The sequence below is a fragment of the Xanthomonas phaseoli pv. dieffenbachiae genome (assembly GCF_008639345.1).
Taxonomy (GTDB): Bacteria; Pseudomonadota; Gammaproteobacteria; order Xanthomonadales; family Xanthomonadaceae; genus Xanthomonas; species Xanthomonas phaseoli.
In genome coordinates, this window is record NZ_CP041380.1 from 3,926,782 (window position 1) to 3,949,661 (window position 22,880).

14 protein-coding genes are annotated in these 22,880 nt (G+C 66.2%); all 14 read right to left on the bottom strand.

Features of this window, described 5'->3' with window-relative positions:
• Positions 1-24 precede the first annotated feature (24 nt).
• The gene (gspD, locus tag FLG15_RS17460; RefSeq protein ID WP_057687040.1) at positions 25-2,310 is read right to left on the bottom strand and encodes a type II secretion system secretin GspD; all 2,286 of its coding nucleotides are present in this window, start codon (positions 2,308-2,310) and stop codon (positions 25-27) included.
• Positions 2,307-3,104, bottom strand: coding sequence for a type II secretion system protein XpsN (gene xpsN / locus FLG15_RS17465; RefSeq protein WP_150146901.1), 798 nt, complete (start codon positions 3,102-3,104; stop codon positions 2,307-2,309). The genes gspD and xpsN overlap by 4 nt, the downstream gene beginning before the upstream one ends.
• On the bottom strand, positions 3,094-3,747 hold the full coding sequence (gene gspM, locus FLG15_RS17470; protein ID WP_017158142.1) for a type II secretion system protein GspM: 654 nt from the start codon (positions 3,745-3,747) through the stop codon (positions 3,094-3,096). Before gspM ends, xpsN begins: the two co-directional genes overlap by 11 nt.
• Entirely contained in the window at positions 3,731-4,852 is a 1,122-nt protein-coding gene (locus FLG15_RS17475) for a PilN domain-containing protein (RefSeq protein WP_057679016.1), read from the bottom strand. Before FLG15_RS17475 ends, gspM begins: the two co-directional genes overlap by 17 nt.
• A complete protein-coding gene (locus FLG15_RS17480; RefSeq protein ID WP_057679017.1) occupies positions 4,849-5,700 on the bottom strand; it encodes a type II secretion system minor pseudopilin in 852 nt (283 codons plus the stop codon). Before FLG15_RS17480 ends, FLG15_RS17475 begins: the two co-directional genes overlap by 4 nt.
• Positions 5,697-6,332, bottom strand: coding sequence for a type II secretion system protein J (locus tag FLG15_RS17485; protein ID WP_057679018.1), 636 nt, complete (start codon positions 6,330-6,332; stop codon positions 5,697-5,699). The genes FLG15_RS17480 and FLG15_RS17485 overlap by 4 nt, the downstream gene beginning before the upstream one ends.
• A complete protein-coding gene (gene xpsI, locus FLG15_RS17490) occupies positions 6,329-6,745 on the bottom strand; it encodes a type II secretion system protein XpsI (RefSeq protein ID WP_039572946.1) in 417 nt (138 codons plus the stop codon). Before xpsI ends, FLG15_RS17485 begins: the two co-directional genes overlap by 4 nt.
• Positions 6,742-7,251: a type II secretion system protein XpsH gene (gene xpsH / locus FLG15_RS17495; RefSeq protein ID WP_057679019.1), complete on the bottom strand. Its 510-nt coding sequence runs from the start codon at positions 7,249-7,251 to the stop codon at positions 6,742-6,744. The genes xpsI and xpsH overlap by 4 nt, the downstream gene beginning before the upstream one ends.
• 9 nt (positions 7,252-7,260) lie before the next feature.
• On the bottom strand, positions 7,261-7,692 hold the full coding sequence (gene gspG, locus FLG15_RS17500) for a type II secretion system major pseudopilin GspG (protein WP_003490502.1): 432 nt from the start codon (positions 7,690-7,692) through the stop codon (positions 7,261-7,263).
• 269 nt (positions 7,693-7,961) lie between these two features.
• Complete coding sequence (xpsF, locus tag FLG15_RS17505; RefSeq protein WP_057679020.1) at positions 7,962-9,179, bottom strand: type II secretion system protein XpsF; 1,218 nt, start codon at positions 9,177-9,179, stop codon at positions 7,962-7,964.
• A gap of 175 nt (positions 9,180-9,354) precedes the next feature.
• A complete protein-coding gene (gspE, locus tag FLG15_RS17510; protein ID WP_209228233.1) occupies positions 9,355-11,082 on the bottom strand; it encodes a type II secretion system ATPase GspE in 1,728 nt (575 codons plus the stop codon).
• Between the two features lie 129 nt (positions 11,083-11,211).
• Positions 11,212-13,095: a diffusible signal factor-regulated S8 family serine peptidase gene (locus tag FLG15_RS17515; RefSeq protein WP_057679022.1), complete on the bottom strand. Its 1,884-nt coding sequence runs from the start codon at positions 13,093-13,095 to the stop codon at positions 11,212-11,214.
• A gap of 223 nt (positions 13,096-13,318) precedes the next feature.
• Entirely contained in the window at positions 13,319-20,389 is a 7,071-nt protein-coding gene (locus FLG15_RS17520) for an ESPR-type extended signal peptide-containing protein (RefSeq protein ID WP_150146907.1), read from the bottom strand.
• Between the two features lie 539 nt (positions 20,390-20,928).
• Positions 20,929-22,806, bottom strand: coding sequence for a S8 family peptidase (locus FLG15_RS17525; RefSeq protein ID WP_057679706.1), 1,878 nt, complete (start codon positions 22,804-22,806; stop codon positions 20,929-20,931).
• Between the last annotated feature and the right edge of the window lie 74 nt (positions 22,807-22,880).

The window sequence follows — 22,880 nt, forward strand, 5'->3', positions numbered from 1 at the left end:
CATGTTGATTGACCCCCCTGCAATTTATTTGTGACCACTCAAAGGCTTCATTGCGTTAAATTTAGCACCATACTCGTCAGTTAAATCACGCGCCTCCTGAGGATTGCGAACTATTGACGGAGTGATAAGCACGATAACTTCTCTACGACTGCTATTTTGTGTCTTGCGTCCGAAAAGAGCGCCTACGACTGGCAATTTACTAAGAAAAGGTATGCCATTACTTCCATCAGAAGTATTGTCGTCTATCAGGCCAGCAAGCATGATGGTATCACCATTCTGAACAGCCGCCTCAGTTTTAACTCTGCGAGTATTGATATCAACATTGCAAGCTGCACTGTTGATCGTTGTGGCTGTTGCAGCTGTGCAAGCAGCTGGTCGCGCCCCAGGCGTACTAACTTCCTGGACAATATCGAGAAATACCATGCCATCCTTGGTTACCCGCGGACGCACCTTCAAAATAACACCGGTATCGATGTATTGCACCGACGAATAGCTGGCATCTGTGCCAAGCCCGGTGTTGATGGATGTGGAATTTATAGGAATTCGCGATCCAACGTTAAGTGTTGCCTCTGCATTATTTCGAACAAAAACAGATGGCGTCTGCAAAAGGCGTAGATTGGTCACCTGATCTAGCGCGCTAATAATCGCAGCAGCATTCTTTCCGAGGAATGTCCAAGCTACTCCATTGTTCGTAATACTTCCCGAAATGTCACCCCATATGCGTCTACCTGCAGCCGAGGGGAGGGCAGGGCCGCCGCTTCCATCTGAATTAAATGGGTTAGTAACCGCATTCTCAAAGTACCAATTGACGCCATACTGTAAGTCACCAGTCAACGTCACCTCAGCGATCTGAGCTTCAATATGGACCTGCATCGGCATTACATCAAGCTTTTCAATTACGTCGCGAATAGAGCTCCATGCCTGAGCAGTCGCACGCACTATCAGCGTATTCGTCTCAGCCACGGCCGAGACGCCAACTTTGCCGCCCTCAACATCCAGAGTAACGCTACCGTTTTGATTAGTACTGGGCTGCAGCTGAAGCATGCCACTCCCATTGCTTCCGCCGAAACTTCCTGACGTGCCGGATTGACTGGAACCATCACTCGCGCCACCGATACTTCCGCCAGTGGCTCCGCTACTGCTTCCAAGACTCTCATCTCTATCTGCACTGCCACTGTTATTACCGAGCATATTTACGACACCTCCAGGCACCAGCGAAGGAGAGCCACCACTATTACCACGCCCGCCACCGAACACTTCCGAAAGACGATCGGCCAGATCCTTGGCCTTGATGTACTTCAGCTCGTAGGAGAACAGCCGCACGCCGCCACCGGCACTGTCGATCCGGTCCAGCCACTGCTGGATCTGATCCAGATAACGCGGCTGCGGGGTGATCACCAGCACCGCGTTGGCGTTTTCCAGCGGCATGAAACGGAACATGCCGGCGCTGGGCGTCTTGCTCTGCTCGCCGAAGACCTTTTCCAGATCCGCGCTGACTTTTTCGGCCTTGCCGGACTGGATCGGGAACACGCCCACCGACATGCCCGACAGCCAGTCCACGTCGAAGATCTGCACGGTGCGCAGATAGTTTTCCAGCTCGGCGCGGGTACCGCCCAGGGTGATGACATTGCGCGCCGGGTCGGTGCCGACGATGGCGTTCGGGCGTGCGTAGGGCTCGAGCACCTTCTTCATTTCGCTGGCGGAAATGAACTTCAACGGCACCACGCGCACTTCGAACCCACGTGCGGCCGAGGGCGATGCGGTGCTGGGCGCCACGGTGCCGGCCAGCGCCTGGTCGGCCGGCACGATGTTGTAGCGGCCACCGCTGAACACCATGCGGGCGTTGTTCCAGCCCAGCACCATCTCCAGCAGGTTCAAGGCCTGCGCCGGCGAGACCGGGTTGGGCGTGGCAAGGGTCACGGTGCCCTGCACGCCGGGCGCGATGACGTAGTTCTGTCCCAGCATGTCGCCCAGGATCGCCTTGACCACCGCCTGCACCGACTCGCCTTCGAAGTTGAAGGTGGCGCTGCCGCTGCTGGCCATGCCCAGCGTGGGCGCCGGCGCGGACGCGGCGCCCTGGTTGATCATGGTGCCGCTGCCGCGCCGGATCACCGGACTGGGCTTGGCACTGGCGTTGGCGTTGCCATCGGCAGCCTGCTCGGCGGCAGTCTGGGTGGCGCCGGCAGCCCCGACTTGCGGATCCAGGCGCGCGTTGCGGCGCACGTCCGGCGGCGGAGTGGTGGCGCAACCGGCCAGCAGGCCAATCAGCAGGGACACGGGAAACAGGCGCGGCGTCATGCGTTCACTCATTGGGTCTGACCGGGGGTAGAGCCGCTCTGGCGCTGCTGTTGCAGCTGGCGGCGTCGGGCTTCGATGCGTTCGCGGATGGCACGCATCTGATCGTCGGAGGGGCGTGGGGCTTCCTGTGCGCCATCGCTGCGCTGCGGCGGCACGGTTGGCGGTGCCTGCCCGCCTGGCTGTTGTTGCTGGCCCGGCGCGACAGGTTGCGGTTGCGGCGGCTGCGGCGGGACAAGTGCGGCAGCGTCGGGGGGCGGGACCGGCTGGGCGCCAGTGGCGGCACCCCGTGCGGCGGCATTGGCGGTCGGCGGCTGCCCGCCCTGGCCGTTGAACACGTGCAATTCCAGGGTTTGCGTGCCGCTGGGGCCTTCGACGGTTGCGCTCCGCGGCTGCAGGGCGAGCAGGCGCCAGCCCTTCACCGCTTCGCCGCCCAACTGCACGCGCACCGAATCCTGCGGGTCCAGGGTCAACGTCGCCATCTTGAAGTTGTCGGTCAGCAGCACACCGGTCAGGCGCACTGTCGAGGCAGCGCTGCTGCCGTCGTTGCCGGACAGGAAGAACGGATGCGGCAGGCGGTCTTCGGCAAACGCCGGATGCGCGGCGATTTCCGAATATTTCTCGAATGCGCCCAGGCGCTCCGGCGCCGGTGCCGGCAACGTGGGCAGCCGCTGCACCAGCGCCGGGTCGTCGGGCAGCAGCTCCACGCGCTTGCCCAGGCCGGCGACGGCCAGCACGCACACCAACAGTGCCCAACCGACCACGGTGACCAGCAGCCAGGTGCGCAGGCCGATCATGTCAAGGCGCATTGCTGGCCTCCGCGGCGTTGGGGGCAGCAGGTGCCGCGGCGGCGTTCAGCGGTTCGGCGCTGGCACCGGGGCGCAGATAGCCGGCCAGTTCGAAGGCGATATCCAGGCCATTGCCGCTTTCGTTGGGCGAGAGCTGGTAGCGCTGCGCCATCACGTTGAGGTTGTCCACGAACAGGCGCGGCGTGCCGTTTTCCAGGCTGTACAGCACCGAGGCCAGTTCCGGGGTGCCGCAGCGCAAACGCACCTGCACCGCCACGCGGGTGAAGCGGTTCTTGCTCTCCGGCTGCAACGGCGAGCGATTGCTGATGGCGCAGCTGCGGTTGCCGGGGCTGGCCTCCACCACCGCGCGTTCCAGCCGCTGCACCAGCCCGGCGGAGGCGAGTTCGGCCGAGGTTTCCGGCAGGAAGCCCGGGCGGCTTTCCAGCGTCTGGCGCGCCTGCCGCAGCCGCTTGCTGACTTCCGGCGCCTGCTGCAGTTGCACGCGCACGCGCAGTTCGCGTTCGCGCAGCGCTTGCAGGTCGTCCTGCACCGCGATCATCGGTTGGGTGAACCACGGGTGCACCAGCACCAGGTAGGCCACGCCGATCACCAGCAACAGCAGGCCCAAAGCGATCCAGCGATCGCGCTTAACGCTGCGTGGCATCGGCCGCCTCCTTCGCGTCGGGGCCGGCCAGCTCGGCGGTGATGGTAAAGCGGTCGACATTGCGCCCCGCATCGCTCTGCAGCACCCCGGTCAGCGACGGCGTACGCCACAACGGCGAGCCTTCCAGACGACGCACCAGCGAAGAGGCCTCGTTGCTCAATCCGATCAACTGCAGTTGCCCGCCTTCGACCGAAAATTTTTCCAGATACGTGCCACCAGGCAGGCGCCGGCTCAGTTCGTCCCAGATTTCGACCGAGGTCGGGCGGGTGGCGCGTTGCTGCTGGAAGAACCGCGCGCCTTCGACCAGATCCATCAATTGCTGCCGTTCGGCAGCGACCTTGCGCGCGCGCGCGGCGTTGGCCTGCACCTTGGCGCGCAGATCGTCGGCGGCCTGGCGGCGGTTGTCGAGCAGCAGCCAGCCGGCAACGGCCAGCAGCACCAGCGCAGAGGCGGCCAGCAACAGGTTCCAGCGCTGCATCGGGTCGCTGCGGCGCAGGCGTCGCGCCGGCGGCAGCAGGTTCACCCCCGACGGCAGGCCATTGGCGTCGGTCACGTCGATGCCCGACAGCGCACTGTTCCATGCGTCCGGCACGCCGGCCGGGCCATCGATCATGCGTCGCGGCACCACCACCAGTTCGGCATCGAGCTGGCCGTCTTCGCGCACATCGAGCACGCGTGCATCGAAATACACCTGGTCGGCGGTGAACGGGGTTTGTCGGTCGATCTCGAAACGCGCCACGTCCTGCAGGCGCGCCGCTGCCGCTGCGGGCAGGCGCAATGTCCGGCGCAAGGCGTGCGCGGCCGGCAACAGCCAATGCCGCGGCAGGCCTTCAAGCGCTGTCGGCAGCAAGCCGTTGACTTCCTGCGGATGCACCGGCCACGGCAGGCTGGCGACGGTATCGCAGCTGTGATCGCGCTGGCGCAGCAACTGCAGCGTGTCGCCCTCCTGTTGCAACAACAGGCGTGCCTGCGACAGACCCAACTGCCATTGCCAGCGCTGCGGCAGCCAGGCCAGCAGCGAGTGTTGCCACCAACGCCAGAAGCCTCCGGCTCCCGGCACGGCGCGTACGCCGATACGACCCAAGGTATCCCGCCATGCGGTCATTGCACTGCTGCTCCCTCTTCCCAACGCAACACGGTATAGGCCGACCCTGGTAATGCGGACGCGCTGGTCGACACCACCGCCCGCAACACGGCCTCGCGTCCCTGACTCAGTCGCGCCCGGCTCTCGATACTATAAGTGCCCGAGCCACCGACCGTCGCCTCGCTGCCCGGCAAACCCAGCGGCGCGTCACGCTGGGCCAGCAGTTGCTGCGCGTCCAGCCCCATCGCGGTGAGCACCGGGGCGGGCGCAAACCGCGCTTCAGGCCGCGAACGACCGCTGTACAGCGTGACGTTGGGCAACAGCTTGCGATACAGCTCGCCATCGATGCCCAGCAACAGGCGCAGTTCGCCCAGGGTTTCGAATGGGCTGTCCTTCGCGCCATACGGCAGCCCGGCATCGGCGTAATCGCGATCTTCGGCGCCACCGCCGGGCTGGCTCAATGAATCGCCATCGCGCCAATCGACGATGGCACCGGCGATGCGCCCGGCACTGGCCTGATCGCCGCCCACCGCGCGCACCAGACCGGCGAGCAAGGTGGGCTCGGCCATGTTCAGATCCACCTTGCCGCTTTCATCGGTGATACGAATCTCCACGCTGGCATCGTCCATCTGCCAGCGATAGCGCCGGCCGTCCGGGCGCCAGCGTGCCTGGGTGTCGGCGTCTTGCAAGCGAAACAATGCGTATTCCAGGCCAGAACGCGCGTATTCCTGCGCCTGTGCACCGTTGCGCAGCATGCTGCCCTGCAGCGCTTCCACACGTGCGGTGAGCGCGAACGCACCGATCATCGCGGTGAGCAACGCAATCAACCACAGCACCAGCACCAGCGCGGCACCGCGCGCGCGCGTCATTGCCCTGCCCCCGGGTTGCTGGATTGCGGCAACGCCACCACCATCGGCGGCCATGCGGCATCGTCACTGCGGATGTCGATGCGCACCATGAGCGGCAGGCGGTCGTGCCACTCCCACTGCGGCAGCCACGCGCTCAGGCGTCCGTTTTGCGGATCCATGCCGCGATACCGGAAACTCACCTGCTGCACGCCTTGGGCAAGCAGTTCCGGCGGCAGCGGGCTGCTTTCTTCGATCGGCTTGCCGGACTGCAGCATGGTCAGCGCAATCAGCAGGTTGCGCCGATCGCCATCGCCGGCCACCGACAGGTCGTGCAGATATGGCCCGCCGCGGCCCAGGTAATCGGGCACGTCTGCGGCAAAGCGCAGGCGTTGCGGCTCGCCGATGAACAGGATCGGCTGCTGACTTTGGGTATCGATGCCCATGGCGATCGGCAATGCGGCGGACAGGCGCCGCCGCAGGAATTCTTCCACCGCTCGCACGCGCTCGCTGCGCTGTGCGATCGCTTCGCCGCGCTGACTCACCGCACTGGCCGAGCGCAAGGTGGCAAACGCCAACGCCAACCCACCGACCAGCAACATCGTGGCCAGCAGCACTTCGATCAAGGTGAAGCCGGCGCTGCGCGAACGACTCATGGCGGGCTGCCCTGCGTGTTGGCCGCCACCAGCCGCAACGTGCGCCATTGCAGCATCTGGTTGGGCTGCTCGCCCCAGCGCACCACCAAGGTCACTTGCAGCAGCCGGTGCGCGCCGGGCGACATCGGCGCCTGCGGGTTGCGCCGTGGCTCGTCGTAGGGGCGTACGTCCATCGACCAGCGAAAGTGGCCGTTTTCGAACGTGCCCTGTTGCTGCTCGGGCTCCAGCGGCTTGTCGATGCCCTGCACGGCCAGCAGCGATTGCGCGTGCAAGGTGGCGCGGGTGCTTTCATCGGCCGCGCGCACCTGGCGTGCAGCACCGGACAACGAACCGAGCAACAGGCTCAACGCCAACGCCAGCAACGCGAAGGCGACGATCACTTCGATCAGGGTGTAACCGCGCTGATGCCTCATGGCGCCGGCGTCCGCAATGGGCCCGAACGCACCTCGCCGGTGATCCAGCCCACATCCACGCGCCACCTGGCGTCCTTGACCTGCAGGTCGATGCGCCCGCCGCTGGAAGCGCCATCCGGAAAGAACTGGATCGCGCCCTGGTCCTGCCGCGATTGCACCTGGCGCGCGCCGGTGAAGCGCACTTCCAGCGACGGCGGCAGATCGCCGTGATGGCCGCCGGGTGCGTCCCAGCGCCGCTGCTGCGGGTCGATCAGGAACCGCTGCGGCGTGCCGGTGGCGATCGCCTGCGTACGCGTGTAGCGCAGCTGCGCGGCGATCGCCTTGCCGGCGGTGCGCAGGCGCATGCCGTCGATGCCGCCGTTCAATGCCGCGGCGGCAAGCACGCCGGCAATTGCGATCAACGCGATCACCAGCAGCATCTCCAGCAACGAGGTGCCACGCGCGCGCACCCGACCTGGGCCGACCACTCCATGCCGATGACGCAACGGCTGACACGCAACGCGCATGGCGAGCGCTTATTGGTACTTGATGTCCGCGTCGTAACTACTGCCACCGGGCTTGCCGTCCTTGCCCAGGCTGATCAGATCGAACGGCTGACCGTCGCCGGGGGCGCGGTATTCGATGGCGTGGCCCCACGGGTCGTTGAGTTCGGCCGGCTTGGCGTACGGGCCCAGCCAACCGCTGCTGTCGCCGGGCTGGGTGACCAGGTCATCGAGTTTGCTCGGCAACTTGCCGGTGTCGAGCTGGAAATTCTCGATCTTGCCGGCCAGCGTCTGGATCTGCGACTTGGCCAGATTGGCCTTGCCGCGATCGGCACCGCCAAGCACGCGGCTGCCGACCAGCGTGAGCACCGCACCGATCAGCACGATGACGATGATGATTTCCAGCAAGCTCATACCGGCCTGGCCTGCGCGCGACGGACTGCGGGTGATGGAACGCTTGATCATGAACGATTTCCTTGCACGTCGATGAGGGATGCTGCCGCCAACAGATGACACGGCGGGCATTGCAATGGTTCCCGCATGGGTGTCGTGCGGTCACCGAAACGTTGTGATGAATACGCTGCCCGGTAAGCGCGTAGCTGACAAGGCGTTGCGCGCGGTTGGCCATTGGACGCGGCACACGCGCAGGATATGCAGTGTACGAGCGCTCCATGTCGATTCCGGGCACCGGCTGTGTGCGCGCGACGACTGCACCGTTGCACCGAGCTCCGCTCTCAGCCGATTGCATTGGTAAGGTCATACAGCGGGACCAGGACCGAAATGATGACAAGCCCCACCACCGAGGCCAGCACCAGCGTGATGAACGGCACCAGCGCGGCCAATGCGCGGTCGATGGCCTGCGCGGTTTCCAGTTCGAAGGTGTCGGCGGTCTTGAGCAGCATGGTGTCCAGTGCGCCGGACTCTTCGCCCACCTGGATCATCTGCAGCGCCAGCCGCGGAAAGCGCTTGCCGCGTGCCAGCGACATCGACAGGCCATGGCCGTTCTTGACGTCGTCGGCCGCATTGGCGACATCCTCCACCAAGGCCAGATTGGACATCACGTTGCGCGCGATGCCGATCGCCGCCAGCAACGGCACGCCATTGCGCAGCAAGGTGCCCAGGGTGCGCGTCAGGCGCGCGGTTTCCAACCGGGCAATCAAGCTGCCGACCACCTTCTGGCGCAGCAGCCATTGATCCAGCGATGCACGGAATGCGGCATTGCGACGCTTGCGATCCAGCCACAGCCCCAGCACGCCCGGTACCACGACCAGCACGATCCACCAGTCGCGCACCAGCAGGCCCACGCTCAACACCGCCTGGGTGAACCATGGCAGCGCCACATCCAGGCTTTCGTACATCTGCGCAAATTGCGGCACCACATAACCGAGCAGGAACAGTAACGCACAGCCCACCACCGCCAGCAGGATCGCCGGGTAGATCAGCGCGTTGATCACCTTGCCCCTGAGCGCGCGGCTGCGCTCCAGGTAATCGGCCAGCCGCTGCAGCGTGTCCTGCATGCTGCCGCCGGCTTCGCCCGCACGCACCATGTTGATGTACAGCTTGGAAAACAGCCCGTGCTGGCGCTCGAGTGCGGACGACAACGGCGCACCGCCGCGCACGGTATCGCGCACATCGCCGATCACCCGCCGGCTCTTTTCGTCTTCGGGCAGATCCATCAGGATCGACAGTGCGCGGTCCAGCGGCTGCCCAGCACCGATCAGCGTGGCCAATTGCTGGGTGAATTGCACCAGCGCCGCATTGTCGAACGGCTTCTCGCGCAACAGCATGCGCAGCGACGGCGAATCGTTTTCGCCGGTGGCCAGGCGCGTTTCCACCGGCAGATGGCCCTGTTCCTGCAGACGCAACGCCACCTCGGCATCGCTGGCCGCTTCCATCTGGCCGTCGAGCATTTCGCCGTGGGCGTCGAGGGCTTTGTAGCGGTAGAGAGGCATCAGGCTGGGGGGCCGGGATTGGGGAATCGGGATTCGGGATTCGGCAAAAGCAAAATGCCGCGCTGCGTTAGCGTGGCCGGGCGCACAAATGCGCGCGCGCAACGTCGTGCGATGCCGTTGCTGCGGCTAACTTTCGCTTCTGAGCATCCCATGCCCATTGCCGCCCCATTGATGCTCACGCATCCTCCGTGACGCGCAGGACTTCTTCGATGGTGGTTTCGCCGCGCAGGGCCTTGGACAGCCCATCCTCGTACATGGTGCGCATGCCGGCCTGGCGTGCGAGTTGTTCGATTTCGCCCATGCCGGCGCGCCGCATCACCGCGCGGCGCAGTTCGTCGTTCATCACCAGGAATTCGACGATGGTGGTGCGGCCCAGGTAGCCGGTAGGTGCGGTGGCCGAGGGGCGCGGGCGATACAGGAAGATCTCGCCCTCCGGTTGCAGGCGGCGCAGGTCGAACCTGGCGATTTCTTCCGGCGAGGCGGCGTAGCGCTCGGCGTTGGCCAGGTCGAGTTTGCGTACCAGGCGCTGCGCCAGGATGCCGTTGATGGTGGAGGTGAGCAGATAATCCTCCACGCCCATGTCCAGCAGACGGGTGATGCCGCCGGCCGCGTTGTTGGTATGCAGCGTGGACAGCACTAGGTGGCCGGTGAGCGCTGACTGGATCGCGATGCGTGCGGTTTCCAGGTCGCGCATTTCGCCGATCATGATGATGTCCGGATCCTGACGCACGATGCTGCGCAACGCGTTGGCGAAATCCAGCCCGATCTGCGGCTTGGCCTGGATCTGGTTGATGCCTTCGATCTGGTATTCCACCGGGTCTTCGACGGTGATGATTTTCACATCGGAGGTGTTGAGCTGGCTCAACGCGGTGTACAGCGTGGTGGTCTTGCCCGAGCCGGTGGGGCCGGTCACCAGCATGATGCCGTGCGGTTGCTCCAGCACCTTGCGGAATTGCGGCAAGAAGTCTTCGGTAAAGCCCAGCTTGTAGAAGTCGAACACCACCGTTTCGCGATCGAGCAGGCGCATCACCACGCTTTCGCCATGCGCGGTGGGCACGGTGCTGACGCGCAGATCCAGCTCCTTGCCCTGCACGCGCAGCATGATGCGGCCATCCTGCGGCAGCCGGCGCTCGGCGATGTTGAGCTTGGCCATGATCTTGATGCGGCTGATCACCGCGGCGGTGAGCTTGGCCGGCGGGCTTTCGCCTTCCACCAGCACGCCGTCCACGCGGTACCGCACCTTGAGCCGGCTTTCGAACGGTTCGATATGGATGTCGGAGGCGCGCAGCTCCACCGCGTGCTGGATCACCAGGTTCACCAGCCGGATCACCGGTGCTTCGGAGGCCAGATCGCGCAGCGCTTCGATGTCGTCGCTGCTGTTGGCATCGCCATCGGCGGTTTCCACGATGGTGCCCATCGCACTGCGGCCCTGGCCGTACCAGCGCTCGATCAGGTCATCGATTTCCGAACGCAGGCCCACCTGCAACAGCAACGTGCAGCCGGTAGCAAGACGCACCGCATCGATGGCGTAATCGTCGTAAGGATCGGCGATCCACAGCTCCAGCCGGCCATCGCGTTCGCCGACCGGGCACAGGTGAAATTGTTTGAGAAAGCGCAGCGACAGCCCCTGCACTTCCGGCAGCATTTCCGGCGGCGTGTCGCCAAGCTGGCGTGCGTCCACCAACGACAAGCCAAGGACGTCGGCGCAGGTTTCTGCATGATCGCGTTCGGACACCAGACCCAAACGGCCGAGCAAGGCGAGCAAGCCCATGCCGGATTCGGCCTGCAACTGGCGCGCGCGCAGCAGATCGGTATCTTTCAGACGACGGCGTTCAAGCAGCGCATCGACGATGCGCGCCTCCGCATTTCGATGCTCGATTGGATCGACGGCAACCGCGTTCACACTCGTCTCCACTGGTCCGGCGCCGACTGTAGCAGTTTGCCGCGACGATCAACCGCGCGCATCTGAATCGCCCTGGAAAACAATGCCCCCGGCGATTGGCCGGGGGCATCGGTCACACTATTTCGCTACTTACTGTCGTGCAACGAGCGTCAGCTTCGCGTAGCTCGCCGCACCGACCAACTTGATGTAGTAAGTGCCGGCCTTGGGGGCAGTGAAACGCACGGTTTCGCTGTTGCCAGGACGGGTGGACTTGGCATCGTAGCTGGTCGCGCTGGGCTCGGCCTCGAAGCTGACGTACATCGACACATCGCCGGTGCCGCCGTAGGTCATGAAGCTGAGCACGGCGCCGGCCTTGGCGTCGAAGCTGTACAGCGTGGAGCTGCCGGCGGCACCGCTCAAACCAGCAACAGGCGCCTTGTTGGTGAGCGCGATGGCGCTCGGCGCGCAGCTCTCGGTGGCCGGGTCGCACGGCTCCTCCAGCACCGCTTCCAGCGCGGCCTTGGCGTCGACGATGCCGCTGCCGATCGGGGTGCTGGCCGGCGGGGTCACCGGGAAGGGGCGGCTGGTCTGCTTGAGCAGCGCTTCGACCGCAGCCGGGGTCAGCGGGCCCTCGCCCAGACCGATGGCCGCGCTCTGCACCAGCGCCACGACGCCGGCGACGTGCGGCGAGGCCATGGAGGTGCCGCCTAGACCCATATAGGTATAGCTACCCGAGGTCGGCGTGGTCGCACCGGTGTATCCGGCCTGCCAGACGTAACCGCCCGGATTGCCGTCCACGCTACCGCCGCCGCCCGGGCCAGAGAGGTCGACCTTGCTGCCGTAGTTGGAGTAGTAGGCGATGCCGCCGGTGATGCGCGTGGCGCCAACGGTGATGGTGTTGTTGCAGCTGGCCGGCGAATGGTTGGACGCATCTTCGCTGCTGTTGCCGGCGGCAACCACCACGGTGGTGCCGCGCGACACCGCGCCGTTGATCGCCAGCTGGGTGGCAGAATCGCAGGGTTCGCCGCCACCGAGGCTCATGTTGATCACTTCGGCCGGATTGGTGTTGGTCGGCACGCCGTCAACGCTGCCGCCGGAGGCCCACACGATCGCATCGGCGATGTCGGAGGTGTAACCGCCGCAACGGCCGAGCACGCGCACCGGCAGGATGGTCGCCTTCGGTGCGACGCCCGCCATGCCCACGCCGTTATTGGTCGCCTCGGCCACGGTGCCCGAAACATGGGTGCCGTGCCAGGAACTTTCCTGCGCCTGCGAACCTGCATAGCAGACGTTGTCGGCCTCTTCCCAGTCGCCGTAATCCAGTGCGCCCGGCACGCGCGCATCGGTGGGACGACGCGAGACTTCGGCGTCGGTGATGAAGTCGTAGCCCTGCAGGAGATTGCCGGCAAAATCGGGGTGATCCGGCAGGATGCCGGTATCCAGCACCGCCACCACCACGCCTGCGCCCTGCGACAGATCCCAGGCGCCCGGCGCGTTGATGCCGCCGTTGGGGTTGCTCAGGTGCCACTGGTACTGGGCGTAGAACGGGTCGTTGGGAACCAGCTGCGGGCTCACGTCGGTGGCAGGAACGCTTTTGCTGATGTCGATCGGGCGCAGCATGCGGTCGATCTGCACGTCGGCCACGGAGGGGTCGTTCTTGAGCTCGACCACCACCTTGTCCACCTGCGCGGCGGTCAGCGTGCTGGACAGCTTGATCAGGTCCGAACCGATGCCCAGCTTGCGCACATACGTCGCCTTGGCGGCGGCAGCGCTGCTGCGCGCGCCGGTACTGGCGCCAACGCGGCCCACCGCGGCCTGCACGGCGCTCAGCTTGCTGCTGCGATCGGTTGCAGCGGCGGTGTTGTCCTTGTAGCGCACGATCAACCGGCTACCGAACGCTGCGCCGGCCGGGGCTGCCTGGGTCGGTTCCTTGACCAGCAGTTTGGGGGCGGCAGCGAGCGTGCCAGAGGCACCAAGGGCCATCATCAGGATGGCGCCGGTCAGCGGGTTGAGACGGAAATTCTTGTCGATCACGGTGAAGTCCTCTTCGTATTTTTCGTGAATCAGGCTTGGCGCAGCCGGCGCAATCGCTGCGTCACCGCGGTGCGGTGCGCTGCGTCCTTGTCGGCCACCCCTGGTACGGCCATCATTCCATGCGAATCCGTTGGCCGGCCCAGCCACGGTCCTTGCCCGCCCCCTCAGGCCTTGCAGATCGCGGCGGCGCACCTGGCGCCGCCGCGTTTGATGCGATAACGCCTTACCAGCCGAAACCGGCGCCCACGCCGATCGAGCTGTCATCGCCGCTGAGTGCGCCGCCCACGGTGACCGTGGCGCGCGGGCTGATCGCACGCTGGTAGCCCACCGACAACGCCGACTCCCCGTTCTGGAAACCGACACCGGCACCGATGCGGTTCTGCGAGGCGATACCGGCCACGCTGGCGGACATGTTCAACATCGCCGAGCTCATCGCGCCCTGACGGTCCAGGCGACGGTTCTGCCGGCGCAGGCGGTCTTCGATATCGCCCTGGTAGCTTTCGAAGCTGTCGGCCATCGCGTTGTAGCGGCTGTCGGTGTAGCTGTTGGCGGCGGCAACGCCGCTGTCCAGCTGGCCCTTGTTGACCGCATCGGTGGCACGCGTACCGGCCGCCACATTGGCCACCTGACGCTCACCGCCCACGCTGCCCACCGACACCGTGTCGGCACGATCGGCAACCGAGCCCTGGCCCAGTGCCACGGCGCCTTGTGCCGTGGCACGGGCGCCCTGGCCGATCGCCGTGCCGGACGCGGCGGTCACTTGCGCACCTTCGCCCATCGCCACGGCATTGGTGGCCACCGCCGCGATCTGCGTGTTGGCACCCACCGCCGTGCTGCCATCGGCATTGACGCGTGCATTGCTGCCGATGGCGGTGTCGTTGGGGCCATGCGCATACGCGCTGCCGCCGATTGCCGTGCCGGTGACGTGGTTGGCCACTGCTGCCGTACCGACTGCCGTGGACGTGGCCGCCGGCGTGATGCTGCCGACGGCGGCGGCAGTGGGTGTGCCCTGCACAGCGGCCGTTGCATCGCTCGCGGTGCTTGCGACATTGCTGGACACATCGCCAACTGCAGTCGTCGCCACGGCCGGCACCGTTGCGGTACGCAGCGACGCAGTGCGTGCGACGGTGCCGGAGGCAGTGCCGCCACTGCGTGCATCCAGTTCGCTGACCTTGCTGTCCAAGGCCGTCAGTGCCGCACCGACGTTGTTGTAGCTGGCGCCCTGGATCACATAGGTCGGCGCCACGAACACGCCTTGCGCACCGATCGCCGCACCGCCGCCGAGGAAGCTGGCCGCATTGCTCAGCGACTGGAACAGCTGGCCGCCATTGATCGCATCGGTGCTGGCGCTGGCGATCGTGCCGGCACCCACATTGACGATGCGGCGCGTGGCCGGACCACCGCGGCCATTGCCGCTACCCACCGACACCGTATTGGCCTCATAGGTGCGCGAGCCCGAGCCCAACGCCACCGAATCGGCACCGCTGGCGCCCGCATTGGCACCCAACGCCACGGCATTGCTGCCGCTTTCGCGCACGAAGGAGTTGTAGCCCAACGCGACGCCGTTTTCGCCGATGGAATTGGTCTGCCGGCCCATCGCGGTGCTGTTCACGCCGCTGGCGCTGCTGTCCACACCCATGGCGCTGGCACCGGTGGCCGAGGCACGGCTGCCGGAGGCGACCGCCACGCTGCGTGCGCCGCTGGCGGTGGCGCCAGCACCTGCCGCCGTGGCGCGATCGCCAGTGGCCGAGGCCACGCCGTCGCCGGTGGTCTTGAGCATGCCGCTGGTGGTCTGCACATCGGCCGCCAGTGCATCCAGTTGCCCCTTGTTGACCGCGTCGGTGGCGGCCTGGCCGGCGCTGACATTGACGATGCGGCGCGTGGCCGGACCACCGCGGCCATTGCCGCTACCGATCGACACCGTGTCGGCTTCGTAGGTGCGCGAGCCCGAGCCCAATGCCACCGAATCGGCACCGGTCGCACCCGCATTGGCACCCAGTGCCACGCCGTTGACCGCGCTCTGGCGCACGAAGGAGTTGTAGCCCACCGACACCGCATTTTCGCCGATGGCATTCACCTGACGACCGACGCCGGTGCTGTTGATGCCGGTCGCCGACGCATCCACGCCAACCGCACTGGCACCGACCGCATCGGCGCGGCTGCCGCCGCCCAGTGCCAGGGTGTTGTCGGCAAGCGCCGCCGCGCTCTGGCCCAAGGCGCTGGCATTGACGCCGTCGGCATAGGAATTCCAGCCGATGGCGGTGGTGTAGTCCGCGGTGGCCCAGGCACCGGCACCGAATGCCGCCGCACCCGTGCCGGAGGCACGTGCCGGGATGAACCCGAAAAACGTGCTGCCGCCCACGGCCACGCTCTCGTCGCCGATGGCTTCGCTGAATTCGCCAACGGCGACGGCGCTGGCACCGGAGGCCAACGCAACGGCGCCGACGGCGGTGCTGTAATCGCTCGACGCGACCGCGCCATAGCCCAGTGCCGACGACAGGCGGCCGGTCGATTCGCTGTAGCCACCGAAGGCGGCGCTACCAACACTGGATGCGGTACTGCGGAAACCCGCAGCGATGGCCTGATTGTCGGACGCCACCGCTTCGCTGCCCAGTGCAGTGGTGTAGGTCGAAATCGCCTGCGCGCCCGCACCGTTGGCGGTGGCGCCGATATCGCTGGCCAACGCGTTGCTGCCGACCGCGCTGCTGTTTTCGCCCACCGCCTGGGCATTGCTGCCTAATGCGGCCGCGCCAGTGCCGCCAGCCAGTGCGCCCACGCCCACGGCAGTGGCGTTGTCCACCACTGCCTGCGCGCCCGCGCCCAATGCGGTGGTGCCGGTACCGGTGGCATTGGCACCCTCGCCTGCCGCCAGCGCGTTATCGCCATCGACGTAGGCACCTGCATCGCTATCGGCGCTGCCGCTGGCCTGGAAGTATTTGCTCGTGGCTGCACCGGCTTCGGCAACGGCGTTGAGCTGGTCCAGATTCACCGCATCGGTGCCCTGCGTACCGGCCGCCACGTTGGTGATCTGACGCTCGTTGCCGGCACTGCCCACCGACACCGCGAAGTCGCGATCGGCAACCGAACCGGCGCCAAGCGCCACGCTGCCTTCGCCGGTGGACCCAGCGAAATTGCCCAGCGCCGTGCTGTTGAGGCCCGGTGCCCACGCCGCGCCACCGACTGCAGTGGAGTAATCGCCGGAGGCTTCGGTCGGCAACAGGCCGAGCAAGGCGCCGCCGACCGACACGCTGTTGTAGCCGCTGGCCACACTGCCCTGGCCGGCGGCGATGCTGTAGGCGCCCGTGGCGGTGGCATCACCACCCACGGCCACCGTGTTCGAACCGCTGGCAGTGCTGAAATTACCCAGCGCGGTGCTGTTGAAACCGCTGGCGCTGGAATATCCACCCAACGCAGTCGAGTAGTTGGACGTCGCCTCGGCACCGAAGCCGAACGCCGCCGCGCTGGTGCCGTCGGCAACGCTCTCCGCACCGACGGCGGTGGCCGATTCGCCACTGGCGCTGGCGAAATAGCCCATGGCCGTGGATTCGCTGCCCTGCGCTTCGCTCAGCGCACCGACCGCCAGCGAGCCATCACCATACGCACCGGCGGCGGCACCAAGTGCGGTGCTCTGCGCACCGGCCGCTTCGCTCTCGCCACCTACCGCCACGGCGTAGTCGCCGCTGGCCTGGCTGAAGGCGCCATTGGACACGCTGCCGAAGCCGCTGGCCGCTGCGTTGTAGCCGGCCGCATTGGCGTATTGCGCGGTGGCGCTGGCGCCGCTGCCGATGGCCACCGCACCAATCGCGGTGGCCTGGCTGCTGGACCCGAACGCACTGCTGTAATCGCCGTCGGCCGTGGCATTGGAACCGGCGGCGGTCGCGTCTTCGCCCTGCGCATCGGCGGTGCCGGTGCCGGTGCCCGCGAACAGGCGCGCGGTATTTTCGGCGGCGCCAGCCACGGCGTTGAGCTGGTCGAGATTTACCGCATCGGTGCCCTCGGTGCCGGCCGCAACATTGGCAATCTGCCGCTCGGTTCCGGCTGCACCCACCGACACCGTGTTGGCGCGATCGGCGAGCGAACCTGCACCCAGCGCAACGCTGTTGTCGGCAGGTGTATACGCACCGCTGCCGAGACTAATGCTCTGCTCGCCCGAAGCATTGGATTGCCAGCCCAGCGCGACGCTCTCGGTACCAGGCGCATAGGACTGGCCGCCAATCGACGTGGCGCTTGTACCCGTCGCAAGCGCGTAAGTGCCCAGCGCGACCGAATAGTAGTTGTCTGCCCGCGCATTTGCGCCCAGTGCCACCGATGAATCGTAGAGTGCCCGCGCATTTGCGCCCAACGCCGTGCTGTCGCCACCATCGGCCACACTTTCGGTACCGACGGCGGTGTCGCGATCACTGCGCGCCGCACTGTCAACGCCCATCGCCGTTGCTCCGCGCCCACTGGCGACGCTGCTGCCGCCGACGGCCGTGCTGAAATATCCCGATGCCATGCTGTCGCCACCCAGCGCGGTGGCGTAGTAATCAACGGCACGGCTGTTGTTCCCCACGGCTGTGGCAAAGAAACCACTGGCGCTGGCGTAGCCGCCGATGGCCGTGGAGTACGCATCGGCTTGACCGCCCGCGCCGAGCGCAATGCCCTGCTCGCCTTCAGCCTGCGCTCCCCAGCCCAGTGCAATGCTGTCATCGCCGGTCGCCCTGGATTGGCCGCCGAGCGAAATGGCACGCGGACCGTATGCATTTGCGTAAGTGCCGACCGCAATCGAGTCGGTATCAGCCGCAGCCGCATTCGCGCCCACTGCCGTGCTGTTGTCACCGTAGGCAAGACTTTCGGTACCGATGGCGGTGCCACCGTCACCCCACGCCACGCTGGCAAACCCCAGCGCGGTCGATGCAGTTCCATTGCCGATGGTTTCGTAGCCGATGGCCGTTGCACCACGCCCATTGGCGATGCTGGTGCCGCCCACGGCGGTGCTGAAATAGCCCGATGCGTTGCTGTCGCCGCCGAGTGCGGTGGCGTAGTCGTCGCCGGCACTGCTGTTGAAACCGACCGCAGTGGCATTGGCAATGCTGGCGTTGGCATTGCTGCCGACGGCCGTGGTGCCCAGCGCAGAGGCCTGACTGCTGGCGCCGAGCGCAATGCTGTCGTCGCCCGACGCGTTGCTGGCGCCGCCCAGCGCAACGGTGCGCTCGCCGAAGGCACTGCTGTTTGCGCCGATCGCCGTGGATGCAGTGCCGCCGGCCGCAGCATTGGCGCCGAACGCGGCGCTGTCGGTCCCGAAGGCCACGCTTGCACCACCCACGGCGGTGCTGGTGTCGCCGAATGCCACGCTACCCACACCCAGTGCCGTGGAGTCCGCGCCATTGGCGATGCTTTCGTAACCCAGCGCCGTCGCGCCGTTGGCAGTGGCCTGGCTTGCGCTGCCCACTGCGGTGCTGGCATCGCCAGAGGCGCTGCTGTTGCCGCCAAGCGCCGTGGTGTTCTGCGCCACCGCAGTGCTGTTGAAGCCGACTGCCGTGGCGTTGTCGGTGGTGGCATTGGCGCCACTGCCGACTGCAGTTGCACCCTGCGCAGATGCCGCGCTGCTGGAACCCAGCGCGGTGCTGTAGTCGCTGTCGGCCAATGCGTTGGAACCGGCAGCGACGCTGTCGACGCCTTGTGCAATCGCAGTGCCATCGCCGGTCGCGACGAACGAGCGCGCAGTGGCGGATGCAACATCGGACACCGCAGTGAGCTGGTCGAGATTGACCGCATCGGTGCCTTCGGTGCCTGCCGCCACATTGGTGATCTGGCGCTCTGCGCCGTCCGCACCCACCGACACGGTATTGGCGCGCGTGGCAACCGAATTGGCGCCCAACGCAACCGAATTGGCGCCGCGGGCAGTGCTGTAATAGCCCAGCGCCGTGCTCAGTTCGCCGCTGGCCCACGATTCCGGACCCACGGCAGTTGCGCCTTCGCCCGGTGCATACGCGAAGTAGCCCACGGCGGTGGCTTCGGTGCCGGAGGCTTCGCTGAGCGTGCCCACTGCCGTGGTGTAGGTGCCCGATGCGGTCGCACCGGCGCCCAGCGCAGTGGAGGCTTCGCCGCTGGCCTGGGTCTGCACGAAGAAGCCCAGACCCGGGATGTAATCGACCGGACCACCGACCGCGGTGCTGCTGGTGCCGCTGGCGCTGGTCTGCGTGCCAATCGCAGTGGCGTAATCGCCTGCCGCATTGGCGACCGCACCGAACGCGGAAGACTGCGTACCGGCCGCATAGGCACCAACGCCGAACGACGATGCCGCAAAGCCATCGGCGTTGGCGCTGGCGCCGACTGCGGTGCCGCCGACGCCGGCACTGGTGGCGCCGGTGGTGACCGGCACGCCGCCGTTGGTGACCAACGGCTCGCCGTCTTCGTCCACTGCCGCGCCGCCCACGGCCACGCTCGCCGGACCGTTGGCCTGTGCGTTGTGGCCAAATGCTGCGCTGTTCTGCCCGGACGCGAGCGCGTTTGCGCCCACCGCGGTGGCGTTGTTGGCCACCGCATTGGCGCCGGTTCCCAGTGCCGTGGTCGCCGTGCCGGTGGCATTGGCGCCGTCGCCGGCCGCCAGGGCGCTGTCGCCTTCGACATACGCGCCCACGCTGTCTTCGCCCGGAGAGGCCTTGAAGAACAACGCGGTGTCTTCGGCCACATCGGCCACGTCGCGCAACTGCGCCACGTTGACTGCATCGGTGGCATTGACGCCGGCAGTGACGTTGGTGATGCGGCGCGTGGCCGGGCCACCGCGGCCATTGCCGCTGCCCACCGACACCACGTCGTCTTCGTGGGTGCGCGAGCCTGCGCCCAGCGCCACCGAATTTGCGCCGGTCACGCCGGCATTGGCGCCAAGCGCCACGCCGTTTTCGCCGCTCTGGCGCACGAAACTGTTGTAGCCGATGGCCACGGCGTTTTCGCCGATCGCATTGGTCTGGCGCCCGATCGCGCTGCTGTTGACGCCACTGGCGCTGCTGTTGGCGCCGGTGGCCACGGCACCGGTGGCGCTGGCATGGCTATTGGCACCGATGGCGGTGGCCTTGCTGGCCGGCGCCGCGGCGCCGCGGCCCACTTCCACCGATTGCGCATTGGCAGGAAGCGGCGTGGCCAACCCGGTGCCCAGCGCCAGGGCGATGGCGGCGGCCAGTGCCAGGCTCTGGCGGCGATCGATGAATGCGGCTGAGGCAACCGCTCCGGGACTGTCGCCGCTGGCCAATTCCGAGGCTACGGCCCACACGCCAAGCGATTTGTTCCAGACCTTGCGATAAATCCGATTCATCGACGCACGACTCCTGAGTTGTTGGACTGGTTTTTTGGCGAACACCCGGCGGCAGAAGGCGTTCCAGCCTGCAATTGACCGCAGTTGTTCGCGCTATGGGCCTTGCGGCGGAGCGGTTTGCGCCGGCTTCCTGGATAGTCAAAAAGTGAACGCTACCCAACCATAGAACTGAGCGGAGTGTTAACAGCCGTCATTTCAGGCGTCAAGTTTTTGACAGAAAGCGAAGAGAAGTGCGCGTTTAGTCACACTTCTGCTTGCTTTTATTAGATTTTTAATAAATCTTTGGAAAACATCGACCTAGATCATGTCCTTCGAGACATTTCAGGGCTGAATAGGCGCAACGGGAAAAGACAAAAAAGCCCGCTGGCAGGGCGCCAGCGGGCTTGGTTGCGCAAAATGCAGGGTGTGGCAGGTCAGGCCTGCGGCCAACAGGCCCCGCACCCTGCATGCGCCGTCCATCGGCGCGCGGAGCGGCCGTGGTTCAGGCATTCACCGCCAAGGAAATGGCGATCTCGCCGCACCGACGGCTGGGCGTCGGATCATTGACGCGCCAGCAGGTTCACCGCGTCGAAACCGCTGCCTTCCAGCTTGAGGATGTAGGTGCCGGCACGCGGGGCAGTGAAGCGCACCGTCTGGCTGGTGCCGCGCCGCGTGGACGCGCCGTCGTTGTCGGTGGCGGTGGGTTCGCGTCCGAATGCCACGTACAACTGCGCCTGGCCGCTGCCGCCGAAGCTGATGAAACTCAGCACCGCACCCGCCTGCGCTTGGAACGTGAACACGCCCGCATCGCCCGACAGATTGGAGATGCCGCTCTGGACCACGCCATTACGCAGTGGCTGTGCATCCACCTGACATCCCACATCGCCCCTCTCGCAGCGACGCAATGCGCGGGCAACCGCGGCTCCGGCATCCACGATGCCGGCCCCGGCCGGCGTTGCCACCGGAATCGACACCGGGAATGGACGCGCCGTGCGCTTGAGCAGGCTCTCCATTGCGGCTGGCGACAGCGGCGGTTTGCCGTCGGCGATCAATGCGCTCTGCACCAATGCGGCGGTACCGGCCACATGCGGCGACGCCATCGAGGTGCCGGCGTAATGCGTGCCGCCATAGGTGAACTGCCCGGAGGTTGGTGTGGTTTTGCCGGTATAGAGGGTTTGCCAGACAAAGCTGCGGATCGGACCATCGTTGGTCACGAAGGACATCGAGCTGCCACCCGGACCGGCCAGGTCGATCTGCCGGCCGAAATTGCTGTAATCGGCAAGGCCGCCGGTGGCGCGCGTGGCGGCAACGGCAATCACATTGGCGCAGTTGGCGGGAGCCATCGTCGAGACATCGGCAGTTGAATTGCCCGCCGCCACCACCACGGCGGTGCCGCGCGCCACTGCGCCATCGATTGCAGCCTGCATCGTCGAACCGCATGCGCCGCCACCGCCCAGGCTCAGGTTGATCACTTCGGCAGGATCGCGGTTGTCCGGCACGCCATCGACGTGACCGCCGGAGGCCCAGACGATGGCATCGGAGATGTCGGAGAGTCGCCCGCCGCAGTGCCCGAGCACGCGCACCGGCAATACCTTCGCCCTGTAGGCGACGCCGGCTCCGCCAATGCCGTTGTTGGTGGCTTCGGCAACCGTTCCGGCCACGTGCGTGCCGTGCCAGCTGCTGTCGCTGGCCACCGAAAACAACCCGCAGTCGCCGTCTTCGGCGATCCAATCGCCCAGGTCCAGTGCGCCGGGCACACGCTCGGCCGTGGCACGACGCGAGAAGAACGGGTCGGTGATGAAGTCGTAGCCGGCAAGCAGATTGCCGGCCAGGTCCGGGTGATCGGGCAGGATGCCGGTATCCAGTACCGCCACGACGACGCCTTCGCCTTGTGTTGTTTTCCAGGCTTGCGCGACGTTGATGCCACCCACCGGATCGATGAGATGCCATTGATTGGTTTGCAGCAGCGGATCGTTCGGCAATGCGCCGCTGGCTTGCAGCGGATACATGCGCAAATCCACCTGCGCCGATTCGACGTCCGGGTCTGCGCTCAATTCCTGCACAAGACGGTCGGCATCGGCACGACTGAGCTGGGCAGGCAGCTTGATCAGTTCGCCGCCGGCGGCAAGCGTGCGCAGGTAGGTTGGCGCTGCGGTGGCAGTGGTGCGTGCAGCAGGCGCAAGACGGATGGAGGCGCGCGAAGCGGCCGCACCGACTGCCGTCGAGGCACTGCGGCCGATGTCGTGCGCGGTGCCGACCTGCCCGCTGCGGTAGCGGACGATGATTCTGTCAACCGGCGCATTGGCCATGGCCTGTTGACGTTGGGCACTGGCCGCTGCCGCATCGGCGGTGGCGGTGGCGGCCAACGCTGTACTGCACGACGCAGCCAGGACACAGCAGGCAAGCACAAGGACCTGCGTAGAAGAGCTCTGGATCACGATGGAATTCCTTCGAGGTGAGTGCGAAAGGGCATGACGAAGAAAGTGCGCCGCCCGACGACGGGCGGCGGGAA

What these genes read in the sequence shown, in the direction of transcription:
- gspG (WP_003490502.1), bottom strand. Translation starts at nt 7,692, where the DNA reads ATGATCAAGCGTTCCATCACCCGCAGTCCGTCGCGCGCAGGCCAGGCC.
- xpsH (WP_057679019.1), bottom strand. Translation starts at nt 7,251, where the DNA reads ATGCGCGTTGCGTGTCAGCCGTTGCGTCATCGGCATGGAGTGGTCGGC.
- gspD (WP_057687040.1), bottom strand. Translation starts at nt 2,310, where the DNA reads ATGAGTGAACGCATGACGCCGCGCCTGTTTCCCGTGTCCCTGCTGATT.
- xpsI (WP_039572946.1), bottom strand. Translation starts at nt 6,745, where the DNA reads ATGAGGCATCAGCGCGGTTACACCCTGATCGAAGTGATCGTCGCCTTC.
- FLG15_RS17480 (WP_057679017.1), bottom strand. Translation starts at nt 5,700, where the DNA reads ATGACGCGCGCGCGCGGTGCCGCGCTGGTGCTGGTGCTGTGGTTGATT.
- FLG15_RS17520 (WP_150146907.1), bottom strand. Translation starts at nt 20,389, where the DNA reads ATGAATCGGATTTATCGCAAGGTCTGGAACAAATCGCTTGGCGTGTGG.
- xpsF (WP_057679020.1), bottom strand. Translation starts at nt 9,179, where the DNA reads ATGCCTCTCTACCGCTACAAAGCCCTCGACGCCCACGGCGAAATGCTC.
- FLG15_RS17485 (WP_057679018.1), bottom strand. Translation starts at nt 6,332, where the DNA reads ATGAGTCGTTCGCGCAGCGCCGGCTTCACCTTGATCGAAGTGCTGCTG.
- gspM (WP_017158142.1), bottom strand. Translation starts at nt 3,747, where the DNA reads ATGCCACGCAGCGTTAAGCGCGATCGCTGGATCGCTTTGGGCCTGCTG.
- FLG15_RS17475 (WP_057679016.1), bottom strand. Translation starts at nt 4,852, where the DNA reads ATGACCGCATGGCGGGATACCTTGGGTCGTATCGGCGTACGCGCCGTG.
- xpsN (WP_150146901.1), bottom strand. Translation starts at nt 3,104, where the DNA reads ATGCGCCTTGACATGATCGGCCTGCGCACCTGGCTGCTGGTCACCGTG.